Origin of the sequence: Pseudomonas sp. NPDC089758 (assembly GCF_044748705.1) — a bacterium.
In the GTDB taxonomy this organism is placed as follows: Bacteria; Pseudomonadota; Gammaproteobacteria; order Pseudomonadales; family Pseudomonadaceae; genus Aquipseudomonas; species Aquipseudomonas putida_X.
In genome coordinates this window covers 82,704-102,887 of record NZ_JBIVGN010000020.1, presented here as the reverse complement: position 1 = coordinate 102,887, position 20,184 = coordinate 82,704, and the positions used below count along the sequence as shown (strand labels likewise).

Here is a 20,184-nt window from a genome sequence, read left to right as displayed (position 1 = left end):
GAGGGCGCTGTTGTCCTGAATCACGGTCGAAGCGGTTCAGGTCTGGAAAATGACAACCTGATTTGACCGATGAGCAACTTCCGACGGGGCACTGGTATTAGTACTAAAGGAAGGGATAGCAACCGTTCAAATATCAATGTGACATTACATTGCCAATTGTTTAGGATGACGACCAGAAGGTCAATACTTTGGCATAAAGTTAATAGCCGGCAGTTATAGACGATATTTTGACGTCAAGCATGCCGGAAACAGTTATCGACACACTTGCGTCTGCAGTGGCACGTAAACGCTGCTCGGAGCATGGAACCAGATCACATCGGGTAACCCGGAGAGTCCAATGAGCAGCGTTGTAGCCATCGTAAAAAGTATTGTTGGCCAAGTCATCGCAGTATCCCCAGAAGGCATCCGGCGTGTACTCATTGAAGGTGATCGCCTGTTGGCCGGTGAAGAAGTGCTCACCGGCCCGGGTGGTGCCGTCACCCTCGAACTGGCCGATGGTCGCTTGCTCGATCTGGGGCGTGATACCCAGTGGAGCGCTGATGCACCCGACAGCAGCACCGACTTGGGTCAGGCCACCGCGCAGGCCGCGCCGTCGGTGGAAGAGCTGCAACAAGCGATCGCTGCGGGCGTGGACCCTACCACCGAACTGGAAGCGCCGGCAGCAGGTCCTGCAGCGGCAGGTGGCGGTTCGGTTGGCGGAGGGCACAGTTTTGTGCTGTTGGAAGAAACAGCAGGCTCGGTGGACCCGACCATCGGTTTCCCGACTGACCCTCTGAGCTTCGCCGCCGACCTTGATGACGAGGAGGTCGGCGGGCTGGATACTGATGCCAACGACACCACCGCCGATACTCCGGCAACAGTCGCCACTGGCCTGACCCTCACCGCCACCCCTTCGATCTCCGAAGCGGGTGGCGTTATCGTTTATACCGCGACGGTCGGCCAGGCACCTACTTCCAATCTGACCGTAACACTGTCCAATGGGGCAGTGATCGTCATTCAGGCGGGCCAGACCAGCGGCACCGTGAACGTGACGATCCCGGCTAACGATACCCCATACGTCGATGGCGGCCAGATATCCGCCACCGTGACGGGAACCAGTGGCGGTACTGGCATCACCGTGACCTTGCCGCAGACGCCTGCGGTGACTCAGGTTACCGATACAGTAGACAACACGACTGCGACCCTTACCGCTTCGCCAAGCGTCACCGAAGGTGGCGTGATCACTTACACCGTAACCCTGAGCAACCCCGCCCAGACCCCGGTGACCGTGACGCTGTCGAACGGCCAGACCATTACCGTTGGCGCGGGCAATACCACGGGCAGCGTGGACTTCCAGACGCCGGCCAATGATGTTTACAACAATGGCTCGACAGTCACCGCCACCATCACCGGCGCCACCGGTGGCAATTTTGAGCAGTTGTCGATCAATCCCCAGGGCGCTGTAACCACTATCAGCGACAGCATTGACACGTCGACGGTCACCCTGACTGCAACCCCAAGCGTGGTCGAGGGCGGCACCGTGGTGTACACCGCCTCGGTGTCGGCGCCTGTTACTGGTTCGCCGCTGGTCGTGACCCTGGCCAATGGTCAGAGCATCACCATCGGTGTCGGCGAGTCGTCCGGTTCGGTCAACTTTGTTGCGCCGAACAACATTTACAACACCAATGCACCGCTGACCAACAGCATTACCAAAGTCGAGGGCGGGAATTACGAGAAGTTGGATACCGCAGGTACTCCAACCACCACGGTTACTGACAGCCCGGCTACCCAGGCGACCACCAATCTGGTGCTGAGCGCAACTGGCGATGTCGCTGAAGGCGGTCAGATCGTTTACACCGCGACCTTGAGCAACCCAGCGGGCACGGCGATGACCGTCACGCTGAGCAACGGTGCGACCATCAATATCGCGGCCGGCCAGACCTCCGGTACGGTCTCTGTTCCGGCACCGGCCGATGACGTGTACAAAGACGCCGGTCAGGTCAAAGTCACCGTCACCGGCACCACCGGTGGCGACTTCGAGAATCTTGCGGTCAATCCGGCTGAGGCCGTGACCAACGTCAGCGATACGCTCGACACGTCGACCGTCACGTTGACCGCTACACCAAGCGTGGTCGAGGGCGGCACCGTGGTGTACACCGCGTCCGTATCGGCCCCTGTCACCGGCAGCCCACTGGTGGTCACCCTGGCCAATGGTCAGAGCATCACTATCGGTGTCGGTGAGTCGTCCGGTTCGGTCAACTTCACCGCGCCGAACAACGTCTACAACACTAATGCACCGCTGACCAACAGCATCACCAAGGTTGAAGGCGGCAATTACGAACAGCTCGAAACCGCGGGCACCCCGACCACGACGGTCACCGACAGCACGGCTACCCAGGCGACTACCAACCTGGTGCTGAGCGCCACCGGCGATGTCGCCGAGGGCGGTCAGATCGTCTACACCGCCACGCTGAGCAACCCAGCCGGCACGGCAATGACCGTGACCCTGAGCAACGGCGCGACCATCAATATCGCGGCCGGCCAGACCACTGGCCAAGTGACCGTCGCTGCCCCGGCGGATGACGTCTACAAAGACGCTGGTCAGGTCAAAGCCACCGTCACCGGTACCACCGGTGGCGACTTCGAGAATCTTGCGGTCAATCCGGCTGAGGCCGTAACCAACGTCAGCGATACGCTCGATACGTCGACCGTGACCCTGACGGCCAATGCTTCGGTAATCGAGGGTGGCGTGGTGACCTACACCGCCTCGGTGTCGGCGCCTGTTACAGGTTCGCCACTGGTGGTCACCCTGGCCAATGGTCAAACCATCACCATCGGCGTTGGCGAGTCCTCCGGTTCGGTCGACTTTGTTGCACCGAATAACGTCTACAACACCAATGCGCCGTTGACCAACAGCATCACTAAGGTTGAAGGCGGCAATTACGAACAGCTCGAAACCGCGGGCACCCCGACCACGACGGTCACCGACAGTCCGGCTACTCAGGCAACTACCAACCTGGTGCTGAGCGCGACTGGCGATGTCGCTGAAGGCGGCCAGATCGTTTACACCGCGACCTTGAGCAACCCAGCCGGCACGGCGATGACCGTGACCCTGAGCAACGGCGCGACCATCAACATCGCGGCCGGTCAGACCACTGGCACGGTCTCTGTTCCGGCCCCGGCCGATGACGTCTACATAGACGCCGGGCAGGTCAAAGCCACCGTCACCGGCACCACCGGTGGTGACTTTGAAAACCTTGCGGTCAATCCGGCTGAGGCCGTGACCAACGTCAGCGATACGCTCGACACGTCGACCGTCACGTTGACCGCCACTCCAAGCGTGGTCGAGGGCGGTACTGTGGTGTACACCGCGTCCGTATCGGCCCCAGTCACCGGCAGCCCGCTCGTGGTGACCCTGGCTAACGGCCAAACCATCACCATCGGCGTTGGCGAGTCCTCCGGTTCGGTCGACTTTGTTGCGCCCAATAACGTCTACAACACCAATGCACCGCTGACCAACAGCATCACCAAGGTCGACGGCGGGAATTACGAGAAGTTGGATGCTGTGGGCACTCCAACCACCACGGTCACCGACAGCTCCGCTACCCAGGCGACCACCAACCTGGTGCTGAGCGCCACCGGCGATGTCGCTGAAGGTGGTCAGATCGTTTACACCGCGACCTTGAGTAACCCAGCGGGCACGGCGATGACCGTGACCCTGAGCAATGGCGCGACCATCAACATCGCGGCAGGCCAGACCACTGGCCAAGTGACCGTCGCAGCACCGGCCGATGACGTTTACAAAGACGCGGGCCAGGTCAAAGTCAGCGTTACTGGTACCACCGGTGGTGACTTCGAGAACCTTGCGGTCAATCCAGCTGAGGCCGTGACCAATGTCAGCGATACCCTCGATACGTCGACCGTGACCCTGACTGCCAATGCCTCGGTTGTCGAAGGCGGGGTGGTCACCTACACGGCGTCGGTTAGCGCTCCGGTCACCGGTTCGCCGCTGGTCGTAACCCTGGCCAACGGCCAGAGCATCACCATCGGTGTCGGCGAATCGTCCGGCTCGGTCGACTTCACTGCACCGAACAACGTCTACAACACCAATGCACCGCTGACCAACAGCATCACCAAGGTTGACGGCGGTAACTACGAGAAGCTGGATACCGCGGGTACTCCAACTACGACGGTCACCGACAGCCCGGCTACGCAGGCGACTACCAACCTGGTGCTGAGCGCCACCGGCGATGTCGCCGAAGGCGGCCAGATCGTTTACACCGCCACGCTGAGCAACCCAGCCGGCACGGCGATGACCGTGACCCTGAGCAATGGTGCGACCATCAATATCGCGGCCGGCCAGACCTCTGGCCAAGTGACCGTCGCTGCACCGGCTGATGACGTGTACAAAGACGCCGGCCAGGTCAAAGCGACCGTCACTGGCACTACCGGTGGCGACTTCGAGAACCTCGCAGTCAATCCGGCTGAAGCCGTGACCAATGTCAGCGACACGCTCGATACCAGCACGGTGACCCTGACCGCCACTCCAAGCGTGGTCGAGGGCGGTACCGTGGTGTACACCGCGTCCGTGTCGGCCCCAGTCACCGGCAGCCCACTGGTGGTCACCCTGGCCAACGGCCAGAGCATCACCATCGGTGTCGGTGAGTCGTCCGGCTCGGTCAACTTCACCGCACCGAACAACGTCTACAACACCAATGCACCGTTGACCAACAGCATCACCAAGGTTGACGGCGGTAACTACGAGAAGCTGGACACCGCCGGTACTCCAACCACGACGGTTACCGACAGTCCGGCTACCCAGGCGACTACCAGCCTGGTGCTGAGCGCCACCGGCGATGTCGCTGAAGGCGGTCAGATCGTCTACACCGCGACCTTGAGCAACCCAGCCGGCACGGCGATGACTGTCACCCTGAGCAATGGCGCGACCATCAATATCGCGGCCGGCCAGACCTCCGGTACGGTCTCTGTTCCGGCCCCGGCCGATGACGTCTACAAAGACGCCGGCCAGGTCAAAGTCAGCGTTACTGGTACCACCGGTGGTGACTTCGAGAACCTCGCGATCAATCCGGCTGAAGCCGTAACTAACGTCAGCGACACGCTCGATACCAGCACGGTGACCCTGACCGCCACTCCAAGCGTGGTCGAGGGCGGTACCGTGGTGTACACCGCCTCGGTGTCGGCGCCTGTCACTGGCAGCCCGCTGGTCGTGACCCTGGCCAATGGTCAAACCATCACCATCGGCGTTGGCGAGTCGTCCGGCTCGGTCGACTTCGTTGCGCCCAATAACGTCTACAACACCAATGCGCCGTTGACCAACAGCATCACTAAGGTTGAAGGCGGCAATTACGAACAGCTCGAAACCGCGGGCACCCCGACCACGACGGTCACCGACAGCACGGCTACCCAGGCGACTACCAACCTGGTGCTGAGCGCCACCGGCGATGTCGCCGAGGGCGGTCAGATCGTCTACACCGCCACGCTGAGCAACCCAGCCGGCACGGCAATGACCGTGACCCTGAGCAACGGCGCGACCATCAATATCGCGGCCGGGCAGACCACTGGCCAAGTGACCGTCGCTGCCCCGGCTGACGATGTTTACAAAGACGCCGGCCAGGTCAAAGCGACCGTCACTGGTACCTCCGGTGGTGACTTCGAGAACCTCGCAGTGAATCCGGCTGAAGCCGTAACCAATGTCAGCGATACGCTCGATACGTCGACCGTGACCCTGACGGCGAATGCTTCGGTAATCGAAGGTGGCGTGGTGACCTACACCGCCTCGGTGTCGGCGCCTGTTACTGGTTCGCCACTGGTCGTAACCCTGGCCAATGGTCAAACCATCACCATCGGCGTCGGCGAATCGTCCGGCTCGGTCGACTTCGTTGCGCCGAATAACGTCTACAACACTAACGCACCGCTGACCAACAGCATCACCAAGGTCGACGGCGGTAATTACGAGAAGCTGGATACTTCCGGTACTCCAACCACCACGGTTACCGACAGCCCGGCTACCCAGGCGACTACCAGCCTGGTGCTGAGCGCCACTGGCGATGTCGCCGAAGGCGGTCAGATCGTTTACACCGCCACGCTGAGCAACCCGGCAGGCACGGCGATGACCGTGACCCTGAGCAACGGCGCGACCATCAATATCGCGGCTGGCCAAACCACCGGCACGGTCTCTGTTCCAGCCCCGGCTGACGATGTTTACAAAGACGCCGGTCAGGTCAAAGCCAGCGTTACTGGTACCACCGGTGGCGACTTTGAGAACCTCGCAGTCAATCCGGCTGAGGCCGTAACCAATGTCAGCGACACCCTCGATACCAGCACGGTGACCCTGACGGCCAATGCCTCGGTTGTCGAAGGCGGGGTGGTGACCTACACCGCCTCGGTGTCGGCGCCTGTTACAGGTTCGCCACTGGTGGTCACCCTGGCCAATGGTCAAACCATCACCATCGGCGTTGGCGAGTCCTCCGGTTCGGTCGACTTTGTTGCACCGAACAACGTCTACAACACCAATGCACCGCTGACCAACAGCATCACCAAGGTTGAAGGCGGTAATTACGAACAGCTCGAAACCGCGGGCACCCCGACCACGACGGTCACCGACAGTCCGGCTACCCAGGCGACTACCAACCTGGTGATGAGCGCCACCGGCGATGTCGCCGAAGGCGGCCAGATCGTCTACACCGCCACGCTGAGCAACCCAGCGGGTACGGCAATGACCGTGACCCTGAGCAATGGCGCGACCATCAATATCGCGGCCGGTCAGACCACTGGCACGGTCTCTGTTCCGGCCCCGGCCGATGACGTCTACATAGACGCCGGGCAGGTCAAAGCCACCGTCACCGGCACCACCGGTGGTGACTTTGAAAACCTTGCGGTCAATCCAGCTGAGGCCGTGACCAACGTCAGCGATACGCTCGACACGTCGACCGTGACCCTGACGGCGAATGCTTCGGTAATCGAAGGTGGCGTGGTGACCTACACCGCCTCGGTGTCGGCGCCAGTCACCGGCAGCCCGCTCGTGGTGACCCTGGCCAACGGCCAAACCATCACCATCGGCGTTGGCGAGTCGTCCGCTTCGGTCAACTTCACCGCGCCAAACAACGTCTACAACACCAATGCACCGCTGACCAACAGCATCACCAAGGTCGACGGTGGTAATTACGAGAAGCTGGACACTGCCGGTACTCCAACCACCACAGTCACCGACAGCTCCGCTACCCAGGCGACCACCAACCTGGTGCTGAGCGCCACTGGCGATGTCGCCGAGGGCGGTCAGATCGTCTACACCGCTACGCTGAGCAACCCAGCGGGCACGGCGATGACCGTGACCTTGAGCAACGGCGCAACTATCAATATCGCAGCCGGCCAGACCTCTGGCACGGTCTCTGTTCCGGCCCCGGCCGATGACGTCTACAAAGACGCCGGCCAGGTCAAAGTCAGCGTTACTGGTACCACCGGTGGTGACTTCGAGAACCTCGCAGTCAATCCGGCTGAAGCCGTAACCAATGTCAGCGATACGCTCGATACGTCGACCGTGACCCTGACGGCGAATGCTTCGGTAATCGAAGGTGGCGTGGTCACCTACACCGCGTCGGTTAGCGCTCCGGTCACCGGTTCGCCGCTGGTCGTAACCCTGGCTAACGGCCAAACCATCACCATCGGCGTTGGCGAGTCCTCCGGTTCGGTCGACTTTGTTGCGCCCAATAACGTCTACAACACCAATGCACCGCTGACCAACAGCATCACCAAGGTTGAAGGCGGTAATTACGAACAGCTCGACACCGCGGGCACCCCGACCACCACGGTCACCGACAGTCCGGCTACCCAGGCGACCACCAACCTGGTGCTGAGCGCGACTGGCGAAGTCGCCGAGGGCGGTCAGATCGTCTACACCGCGACCTTAAGCAACCCTGCCGGCACGGCGATGACCGTGACCCTGAGCAACGGCGCGACCATCAATATCGCCGCCGGCCAGACCTCCGGTACGGTCTCTGTTCCGGCCCCGGCCGATGACGTCTACAAAGACGCCGGTCAGGTCAAAGTCACCGTTACTGGTACCACCGGTGGCGACTTCGAGAATCTTGCGGTCAATCCGGCTGAGGCCGTGACCAACGTCAGCGATACGCTCGATACCAGCACGGTGACCCTGACCGCCACTCCAAGCGTGGTCGAGGGCGGTACTGTGGTGTACACCGCCTCGGTGTCGGCCCCAGTCACCGGTAGCCCGTTGGTCGTGACCCTGGCCAACGGCCAGAGCATTACCATCGGCGTCGGTGAGTCGTCCGCTTCGGTCAATTTCACCGCGCCGAATAACGTCTACAACACCAATGCACCGCTGACTAACAGCATTACCAAGGTCGACGGTGGTAATTACGAGAAGCTGGACACTGCCGGTACTCCAACCACCACAGTCACCGACAGCTCCGCTACCCAGGCGACCACCAACCTGGTGCTGAGCGCCACTGGCGATGTCGCCGAGGGCGGTCAGATCGTCTACACCGCTACGCTGAGCAACCCAGCGGGCACGGCGATGACCGTGACCTTGAGCAACGGCGCAACTATCAATATCGCAGCCGGCCAGACCTCTGGCCAAGTGACCGTCGCCGCACCAGCTGATGACGTTTACAAAGACGCTGGCCAGGTCAAAGTCAGCGTTACTGGTACCACCGGTGGCGACTTCGAGAACCTCGCAGTCAATCCGGCTGAAGCCGTAACCAATGTCAGCGATACGCTCGATACGTCGACCGTGACCCTGACGGCGAATGCTTCGGTAATCGAAGGTGGCGTGGTGACCTACACCGCCTCGGTGTCGGCGCCTGTTACAGGTTCGCCACTGGTGGTCACCCTGGCCAATGGTCAAACCATCACCATCGGCGTTGGCGAGTCCTCCGGTTCGGTCGACTTTGTTGCGCCGAATAACGTCTACAACACCAATGCACCGCTGACCAACAGCATCACCAAGGTTGACGGCGGTAACTACGAGAAGCTGGATACCGCGGGTACTCCAACTACGACGGTCACCGACAGCCCGGCTACGCAGGCGACTACCAACCTGGTGCTGAGCGCCACCGGCGATGTCGCCGAAGGCGGCCAGATCGTTTACACCGCGACCTTGAGCAACCCAGCCGGCACGGCGATGACCGTGACCCTGAGCAATGGCGCGACCATCAATATCGCGGCCGGCCAGACCTCTGGCACGGTCTCTGTTCCAGCCCCGGCGGATGACGTTTACAAAGACGCCGGCCAGGTCAAAGTCAGCGTTACTGGTACCACCGGTGGTGACTTCGAGAACCTTGCGGTCAATCCAGCTGAGGCCGTAACCAATGTCAGCGATACCCTCGATACGTCGACCGTGACCCTGACTGCCAATGCCTCGGTTGTCGAAGGCGGGGTGGTGACCTACACGGCGTCGGTTAGCGCTCCGGTCACCGGTTCGCCGCTGGTCGTAACCCTGGCCAATGGTCAAACCATCACCATCGGCGTTGGCGAGTCCTCCGGTTCGGTCGACTTTGTTGCACCAAACAACGTCTACAACACCAATGCACCGCTGACCAACAGCATCACCAAGGTCGACGGCGGTAATTACGAACAGCTCGACACCGCCGGTACTCCAACCACGACGGTCACCGACAGTCCGGCTACTCAGGCAACCACCAACCTGGTGCTGAGCGCGACTGGCGATGTCGCTGAAGGCGGTCAGATCGTCTACACCGCCACGCTGAGCAACCCAGCGGGCACGGCAATGACCGTGACGCTGAGCAACGGCGCAACTATCACCATCGCGGCAGGCCAGACCTCTGGCCAAGTGACCGTCGCTGCACCGGCTGATGACGTCTACAAAGACGCCGGTCAGGTCAAAGCCACCATCACTGGCACCACCGGTGGCGACTTCGAGAAGCTGGCGGTCAACCCGGCTGAAGCCGTGACCAATGTCAGCGACACGCTCGATACCAGCACGGTGACCCTGACCGCCACTCCAAGCGTGGTCGAGGGCGGGGTGGTCACCTACACGGCGTCGGTTAGCGCTCCGGTCACCGGTAGCCCACTGGTGGTCACCCTGGCCAATGGTCAGAGCATCACCATCGGCGTCGGTGAGTCGTCCGGCTCGGTCGACTTCGTTGCGCCGAATAACGTCTACAACACCAATGCGCCGCTGACTAACAGCATTACCAAGGTCGACGGTGGTAATTACGAGAAGCTGGACACTGCCGGTACTCCAACCACCACAGTCACCGACAGCTCCGCTACCCAGGCGACCACCAACCTGGTGCTGAGCGCGACTGGCGATGTCGCTGAAGGCGGTCAGATCGTCTACACCGCCACGCTGAGCAACCCGGCGGGCACGGCGATGACCGTGACCTTGAGCAACGGCGCAACTATCAATATCGCGGCCGGCCAGACCTCCGGCACGGTCTCTGTTCCGGCCCCGGCGGATGACGTCTACAAAGACGCCGGGCAGGTCAAAGCCACCATCACCGGTACCACGGGTGGTGACTTTGAAAATCTTGCGGTCAATCCGGCTGAGGCCGTGACCAATGTCAGCGACACGCTCGATACCAGCACGGTGACCCTGACCGCCACTCCAAGCGTGGTCGAGGGCGGTACCGTGGTGTACACCGCGTCCGTGTCGGCCCCAGTCACCGGCAGCCCACTGGTGGTCACCCTGGCCAACGGCCAGAGCATCACCATCGGCGTCGGTGAGTCGTCCGGTTCGGTCAATTTCACCGCGCCGAACAACGTCTACAACACCAATGCACCGTTGACCAACAGCATCACCAAGGTTGACGGCGGTAACTACGAGAAGCTGGATACCGCGGGTACTCCAACCACGACGGTTACCGACAGTCCTGCTACGCAGGCGACTACCAGCCTGGTGCTGAGCGCCACCGGCGATGTCGCTGAAGGCGGTCAGATCGTCTACACCGCGACCTTGAGCAACCCAGCCGGCACGGCGATGACCGTGACCCTGAGCAATGGCGCGACCATCAATATCGCGGCTGGCCAGACCTCTGGCACGGTCTCTGTTCCAGCCCCGGCGGATGACGTTTACAAAGACGCCGGTCAGGTCAAAGCCACCATCACCGGCACCACCGGTGGTGACTTTGAAAACCTTGCGGTCAATCCGGCTGAAGCCGTAACCAATGTCAGCGATACGCTCGATACCAGCACGGTGACCCTGACCGCCACTCCAAGCGTGGTCGAGGGCGGTACTGTGGTGTACACCGCCTCGGTGTCGGCCCCAGTCACCGGTAGCCCGTTGGTCGTGACCCTGGCCAACGGCCAGAGCATTACCATCGGCGTCGGTGAGTCGTCCGGTTCGGTCAATTTCACCGCGCCGAATAACGTCTACAACACCAATGCACCGCTGACCAACAGCATCACCAAGGTTGACGGCGGTAATTACGAGAAGCTGGATACTTCCGGTACTCCAACCACCACGGTTACCGACAGTCCGGCTACTCAGGCAACCACCAACCTGGTGCTGAGCGCCACTGGCGATGTCGCTGAAGGCGGCCAGATCGTTTACACCGCGACCTTGAGCAACCCAGCCGGCACGGCGATGACCGTGACCCTGAGCAACGGCGCGACCATCAACATCGCGGCCGGCCAGACCTCCGGCACGGTCTCTGTTCCGGCCCCGGCGGATGACGTCTACAAAGACGCCGGTCAGGTCAAAGCCACCGTCACCGGTACCACCGGTGGCGACTTTGAGAACCTCGCAGTCAATCCGGCTGAAGCCGTGACCAATGTCAGCGATACGCTCGATACGTCGACCGTGACCCTGACGGCGAATGCTTCGGTAATCGAAGGTGGCGTGGTGACCTACACCGCCTCGGTGTCGGCGCCGGTCACCGGTAGCCCGCTGGTCGTGACCCTGGCCAACGGTCAAAGCATCACCATCGGTGTCGGTGAGTCGTCCGGCTCGGTCAACTTCACCGCACCGAACAACGTCTACAACACCAATGCACCGTTGACCAACAGCATCACCAAGGTCGACGGCGGTAACTACGAGAAGCTGGATACCGCCGGTACTCCAACCACCACGGTCACCGACAGCCCAGCTACGCAGGCGACTACCAACCTGGTGCTGAGCGCCACCGGCGATGTCGCCGAAGGCGGCCAGATCGTCTACACCGCGACCTTGAGCAACCCAGCCGGCACGGCGATGACCGTGACGCTGAGCAACGGCGCGACCATCAATATCGCGGCCGGCCAGACCTCTGGCACGGTCTCTGTTCCGGCCCCGGCCGATGACGTCTACAAAGACGCCGGCCAGGTCAAAGTCAGCGTTACTGGTACCACCGGTGGTGACTTCGAGAACCTCGCGATCAATCCGGCTGAAGCCGTAACTAACGTCAGCGATACGCTCGACACGTCGACCGTCACGTTGACCGCCACTCCAAGCGTGGTCGAGGGCGGTACCGTGGTGTACACCGCGTCCGTGTCGGCCCCAGTCACCGGCAGCCCACTGGTGGTCACCCTGGCCAACGGCCAGAGCATCACCATCGGTGTCGGCGAATCGTCCGGCTCGGTCGACTTTGTTGCACCGAATAACGTCTACAACACCAATGCGCCGTTGACCAACAGCATCACTAAGGTTGAAGGCGGCAATTACGAACAGCTCGAAACCGCGGGCACCCCGACCACGACGGTCACCGACAGTCCGGCTACTCAGGCAACTACCAACCTGGTGCTGAGCGCCACTGGCGATGTCGCTGAAGGCGGCCAGATCGTCTACACCGCGACCTTGAGCAACCCCGCGGGCACGGCGATGACCGTCACGCTGAGCAACGGCGCGACCATCAATATCGCGGCAGGCCAGACCTCCGGCACGGTCTCTGTTCCAGCCCCGGCTGACGATGTTTACAAAGACGCCGGGCAGGTCAAAGCCACCGTCACCGGTACCACCGGTGGCGACTTTGAGAACCTCGCAGTCAATCCGGCTGAAGCCGTGACCAATGTCAGCGATACGCTCGATACGTCGACCGTGACCCTGACGGCGAATGCTTCGGTAATCGAAGGTGGCGTGGTGACCTACACCGCCTCGGTGTCGGCGCCGGTCACCGGTAGCCCGCTGGTGGTGACCCTGGCCAACGGTCAAAGCATCACCATCGGTGTCGGTGAGTCGTCCGGCTCGGTCAACTTCACCGCACCGAACAACGTCTACAACACCAATGCACCGTTGACCAACAGCATCACCAAGGTCGACGGCGGTAATTACGAGAAGCTGGATACCGCAGGTACTCCAACCACCACGGTCACCGACAGTCCGGCTACGCAGGCGACTACCAACCTGGTGCTGAGCGCCACCGGCGATGTCGCTGAAGGTGGTCAGATCGTTTACACCGCGACCTTGAGTAACCCAGCGGGCACGGCGATGACCGTCACGCTGAGCAATGGCGCGACCATCAATATCGCGGCAGGCCAGACCTCCGGCACGGTCTCTGTTCCAGCCCCGGCTGACGATGTTTACAAAGACGCGGGCCAGGTCAAAGTCAGCGTTACTGGTACCACCGGTGGTGACTTCGAGAACCTCGCAGTCAATCCAGCTGAGGCCGTGACCAATGTCAGCGATACGCTCGATACGTCGACCGTGACCCTGACTGCCAATGCCTCGGTTGTCGAAGGCGGGGTGGTCACCTACACGGCGTCGGTTAGCGCCCCAGTCACCGGTAGCCCACTGGTGGTCACCCTGGCTAACGGCCAGAGCATCACCATTGGCGTCGGCGAATCGTCCGGCTCGGTCGACTTCGTTGCGCCGAATAACGTCTACAACACCAATGCGCCGCTGACTAACAGCATCACCAAGGTTGACGGCGGTAACTACGAGAAGCTGGATACCGCGGGTACTCCAACCACCACGGTCACCGACAGCCCGGCTACGCAGGCGACTACCAACCTGGTGCTGAGCGCCACCGGCGATGTCGCCGAAGGCGGCCAGATCGTTTACACCGCGACCTTGAGCAACCCAGCCGGCACGGCGATGACCGTGACCCTGAGCAATGGCGCGACCATCAATATCGCGGCCGGCCAGACCTCTGGCACGGTCTCTGTTCCAGCCCCGGCGGATGACGTTTACAAAGACGCCGGCCAGGTCAAAGCCACCATCACCGACACCACCGGTGGTGACTTCGAGAACCTCGCAGTCAATCCGGCTGAAGCCGTGACCAATGTCAGCGACACGCTCGATACCAGCACGGTGACCCTGACCGCCACTCCAAGCGTGGTCGAGGGCGGCACCGTGGTGTACACCGCCTCGGTGTCGGCGCCTGTCACTGGATCGCCGCTGGTCGTAACCCTGGCCAATGGTCAGAGCATCACCATCGGCGTCGGTGAGTCGTCCGCTTCGGTCAATTTCACCGCGCCGAACAACGTCTACAACACCAACACCCCGCTGACCAACAGCATCACCAAGGTTGACGGCGGTAACTACGAGAAGCTGGATACCGCGGGTACTCCAACTACGACGGTCACCGACAGCCCGGCTACGCAGGCGACTACCAACCTGGTGCTGAGCGCCACCGGCGATGTCGCCGAAGGCGGCCAGATCGTTTACACCGCGACCTTGAGCAACCCAGCGGGCACGGCAATGACCGTGACGCTGAGCAACGGCGCAACTATCACCATCGCGGCAGGCCAGACCTCTGGCCAAGTGACCGTCGCTGCACCGGCTGATGACGTCTACAAAGACGCCGGTCAGGTCAAAGCCACCATCACTGGCACCACCGGTGGCGACTTCGAGAAGCTGGCGGTCAACCCGGCTGAAGCCGTGACCAATGTCAGCGACACGCTCGATACCAGCACGGTGACCCTGACCGCCACTCCAAGCGTGGTCGAGGGCGGTACCGTGGTGTACACCGCGTCCGTGTCGGCCCCAGTCACCGGCAGCCCACTGGTGGTCACCCTGGCCAATGGTCAGAGCATCACCATCGGCGTCGGTGAGTCGTCCGGCTCGGTCAACTTCACCGCGCCAAACAACGTCTACAACACCAATGCACCGCTGACCAACAGCATCACCAAGGTCGACGGCGGTAATTACGAACAGCTCGAAACCGCGGGCACCCCGACCACGACGGTCACCGACAGCCCGGCTACGCAGGCGACTACCAACCTGGTGCTGAGCGCCACTGGCGATGTCGCCGAGGGCGGTCAGATCGTCTACACCGCCACGCTGAGCAACCCAGCCGGCACGGCGATGACCGTGACCTTGAGCAACGGCGCAACTATCACCATCGCGGCAGGCCAGACCTCTGGCCAAGTGACCGTCGCTGCACCGGCTGATGACGTGTACAAAGACGCCGGTCAGGTCAAAGCCACCATCACTGGCACCACCGGTGGCGACTTCGAGAAGCTGGCGGTCAACCCGGCTGAAGCCGTGACCAATGTCAGCGACACGCTCGATACCAGCACGGTGACCCTGACCGCCACTCCAAGCGTGGTCGAGGGCGGCACCGTGGTGTACACCGCGTCGGTGTCGGCCCCAGTCACCGGCAGCCCCTTGGTTGTCACCCTGGCCAACGGCCAGAGCATTACCATCGGCGTCGGCGAATCGTCCGGCTCGGTCAATTTCACCGCGCCGAACAACGTCTACAACACCAACACCGCGCTGACCAACAGCATCACCAAGGTCGACGGCGGCAATTACGAGAAGTTGGTCACCGCTGGCTCCCCGTCAACGACGGTAACGGATGTGGCAGGCACCAAGGACACCACGAGCCTTGTCCTGAGCGCGACGCCAACGGTCGCCGAAGGCGGCAAGATCACCTACACCGCAACCTTGTCCAACAAGGCCGGTTCTGACATGACCATCAAATTGAGCAATGGCGAGACCATCTCCATTGCCAAAGGTCAGACCGAGGGCAGCATCACCCTCAACGCGCCCGCCGATGACCCCTACATCGATGCTGGCTCGGTACAGGTCAAGATCGACGGCAGCACCGGCGGCGATTTCGAATTGCTCGCCGTCGACGGCGCTTACGCCGTGACCAAGGTCTCCGATACGATCGACAATACCAGCCTGACCCTCAGCGCCACGCCCACCGTCGCCGAAGGTGGCCAGATCACCTACACCGCCACGTTGAGCAACCCGGCGGGCACGGCGATGACGGTCACCCTGAGCAATGGCCAGACCATCAACATTGCAGCAGGTAAAACGTCAGGCTCGGTGATTGTCGCCGCGCCCGCCGAGGATGTGTACATCGATGCGGCGGACGTGTCGGCGAAAATTACCGGCACTTCAGGTGGCAACTTCGAAAACCTCGTCGTCAGTAACACGCCAGCGGTCACCGCCGTGACCGACACCATCCAGACGACTACCCTGAGCATCAGTGGTACAACCGCTGTTGCCGAAGGTGGCAACGCGACTTACACGCTGAACCTCAGCAACAATGCGCAAACCGATGTGACGGTGAAGCTTTCGTATACCGGCACCGCCACCAATGGCGCCGACTACACCGGTGTGGCCATCGTCACGATCAAAGCGGGCAGCAACTCAGCCACCTTCACCATCCCGACCATCAAGGACAACGTCACCGAAGGTACCGAGCAGTTCACCGTCAAGATCGACTCGGCCACCGGCGGCAACTTCGAAAACCTGGCGGTTAGCGGCAGCGCTGGTAGCGTCACCACCCAGATCTTCGAGCCGGCGCCCGTCCTGGACCTGGACGCCAACAATTCTAGCGGCAAGACCGGCGCCGACTACCAGACCACGTTCACCGAGAACCAGCCAGGCAGCGGTGTTTCGATCGGCGATATCGACGTGTCGATCACCGACTTCGACAGCTCGATGCTGACCGGCGCGACGGTGACCCTGACCAACCGCCAGCCAGGCGATGCCCTGAACCTGGGCAACAGCGTCAATGGCATCTCGATCAACGCCAACAGCACCGATGGCAAGGTGGTCCTGACCCTGAGCGGCAACGCTTCGCTGGCTGACTACATCCAGGCGATCAAGAACATCACCTTCATCAACACCAGTGAAGACCCGAGCACCGTCCCTCGGATCATCACGGTCACGGTGACTGACGGTGTGAACACCTCGAACACGGCCACCACCACGGTCAACGTCGTGGCGGTCAATGACCTGCCTACCACTACCGGCGGAGCGGTCACCGGCACCGAGGACACCGACCTGGTGCTGGGTTGGAGCGACTTCAACATCAGCGATGTCGACTCCTCGCTTAGCAGCCTAGGGGTGACCATCACCCAGCTGCCAGGGGCCGGTACCTTGAAGCTGTACAACGGCACCAGCTGGGTCGATGTGAAGGCAGGCCAGACCATCAGCCAGGCTGACATCGCCGCCGGCAAGCTCAAGTTCGTTCCCGTGGCTAACCAGTCGGGTGTCGACGGTTACGGTGGTACCGGTGTGGGCAACAAGCAGGCGGACTACGCGCAGATCAAGTACGCGCCTACCGATGGCAAGGGCACGGGCAGCGAAGCCACGCTCAAGGTCGATATCACGCCGATGGCCGACAAGCCGGACCTGAGCATTGGCAGCAACAACGTCAATTCGCTGGGCCTGACCAAGGAAACCTGGACCAGCCTCAACGGCCTGGGCACCAACGGCAATGGCATCACCGGTGACGCGCTGAAGAACGTGTTCGCCAACTCCGGCAGCGCCGGCAAGAGCGAGCAGGTGACCACGGTCGACACCACGGCCACCGTCACCCCGGGGTCGGGTTCGAAGACCTCAGGCCTGATCTACCTGGAGGCTGGCAAGACCTACACCTTCAGTGGCACCGCTGACGACAGCCTGCAAATCGTCATCGGCGGCAAGAACGTCGCCGGCGGCACCTGGGGCTCGGCCAGCGGCAGCATTTCCGGCAGCTACACCCCGACCACCAGCGGCTATTACACCCTGGAGATCTACAACGCCAACCAGGCCGGGCCAGGCAGCCTTGACGTCAACATCAAGGTGGGTAATGGCGCGGTCACAGACCTTAGCAGCGCCAACATCCCGATGTACCCGAACGTCGCTGCGCTGGCCAACGCCGGTGTCACGGTGTCCGACCTGCATGGCAGCAACGGCGTGGGTTACTACGACGGCTACAAGCTCAACGAAGGCGGCGAGAATGGTGCGCCGGTCAAGTTGGTAGGCATCAGTACCGCGCTGACCGACACCGATGGTTCCGAGAGCCTGAGCGTCAAGCTCAGCGGCATCCCGACAGGCTCGGTAGTGGCCGACAATGCAGGCCATACCTTCACCGTTGGTGCCAGTGCGGTGGATGTCACGGGTTGGAATCTGGGCAGCCTGACCATCAAGCCGCCGGCCTACTACTCCGGCCAGTTCGACGTGAAAGTCACTTCGACGTCCACCGAAAGCGTTGGCGGCAGCACTGCCACCAGCGAAGGCAGCATCAAGGTCACGGTCTACCCGCAGTCGTACACCACCAGCAACCTGTCGTCCGACAGCGATACCATCACCGGCACCGATGGCAATGACATCGTGGTCGCGGATGTCAGCGGCCTGCACGTGGTACCAGGCAAGGACTACAACATCGCCTTCATCGTCGACACCTCGGGCAGCATGGGCTCTGCGGGCGTCGATGCCGCGAAGCAATCGCTGGAGTCGGTGTTCAAGACCTTGGCTGCAAGCGTCAAGGGCGCACAGTCCGGGACGGTGAATATTCTGTTGGTCGACTTTGCCACCCAGGTCAAGAGCAGCGTATCGGTGACCCTCAACGATGCGGGCCTGAAAACCCTGCTGAGTGCGCTGGGCACGTTGAACTCCAATGGCGGCACCAACTATGAGGATGCCTTCAAAACGACAGCCAACTGGTTCGCCAACCTCAAGGCAGCAGGTAGCACCGGTAGTAACCAGACATTCTTCATCACTGACGGTGAGCCGACCTATTACCAGACCAGTGAACAGGGCAACCCGAACTTGGGCAACACCAACGTCAAGCTCGATACGTTCCTGTCGTCGATCAACTATAAGATGGGCGATACCGTTACCAACTATCAGTTGGATACCAACAACCGTCTCTCGATCGACAGCAGCGGCAAGTTGACCATGCAGGTTCGCGAGTTGGACTGGAGCTGGAACTCGGGTTACTACTACAAGTGGTCCACCCAGAGCACAGCCACTATACGTGCCGAGGGTAATGGGGGTTATGAGCTGTCGACCCGCGACGGCACGGGCAACTCGACTGACCGGGCAACCACCAACAACTCGACTGACAGCTTCAAGATCCTCGCTGGTTTGTCCGACGTCGAGGCGATTGGCCTCAACAGCGGCGTGAACAAGGATGACCTGAAGCCCTATGACTCCGATGGCAAGCCACAGGCCAACATCGACCCGAGCAAACTGGCAGATGCCATCCTCGGCCACACCGAAGTCACCCAGCCGGGCAACGACACGGTCAACGGTGGTGATGGCAACGACATCATCTTCGGCGACCTGCTGACCTTCCCGACGGTCGCCGGCACGGGTGTAGAGGCGATTCAGGGTTACGTGGCGAACAAGCTCGGTGTGGATGCGGGCGATGTCGACGCGCGGGCAATGCACAAGTACATCAACGAGCATTACACCGAGTTCGATATTGCGGGCAGCAATGATGGCGCCGACACCCTGATGGGGGGCGCAGGCAATGACATCCTCTTCGGCCAGGGGGGTAATGACACCCTCGATGGCGGCAAAGGTAATGACATCCTGCTGGGCGGCACTGGCAACGACACCCTGATCGGCGGCCAAGGCAACGACCTGCTGATCGGTGGCAGCGGTGCCGACACCTTCGTGTGGAAGTCCGGTGACATTGGCAATGACGTGATCAAGGACTTCAAAGTCAGCGAGGGTGACCGCCTGGACTTGCGCGACCTGCTGCAAGGTGAGAAGGCCAGCACTATCGACAACTTCCTGAAGATCACCACCGTCGATGGGTCCTCGACCTTGCAGGTCAGCACCGAAGGCAAGCTCAACGCAGCCGGTGGCCTGGCCAATGCCGATGTGTCTATCAAGCTGGAAGGGGTCAACTGGTCCAATACCACGGTCAACTCGTTGATCAGCGGTGCCGACCCCACCATCAAGATCGACAACGCCTGATCCCGTCTGCGCGGTGGCCAGCCCGGCCACCGCGCAGCGCGGTCTTTTCTGTCATCTTCGTGCAGCGCATACTTCTGCGCCGGGCTGTCATGCCCGATGAACTTTGCCTATGCTGCTGACTACCAACAAGGAACCATCGT

Annotated in this window: 1 protein-coding gene; it reads left to right on the top strand. The window is 61.5% G+C overall.

Annotated features, from left to right (window positions below):
* The first annotated feature begins 337 nt into the window (after positions 1-337).
* A complete protein-coding gene (locus ACIPZH_RS22795; protein ID WP_400637944.1) occupies positions 338-20,044 on the top strand; it encodes an immunoglobulin-like domain-containing protein in 19,707 nt (6,568 codons plus the stop codon).
* The last annotated feature ends 140 nt before the right edge of the window (positions 20,045-20,184 follow it).

Coding starts and splice junctions, on each gene's coding strand:
- ACIPZH_RS22795 (WP_400637944.1), top strand. CDS start 338: ATGAGCAGCGTTGTAGCCATCGTAAAAAGTATTGTTGGCCAAGTCATC.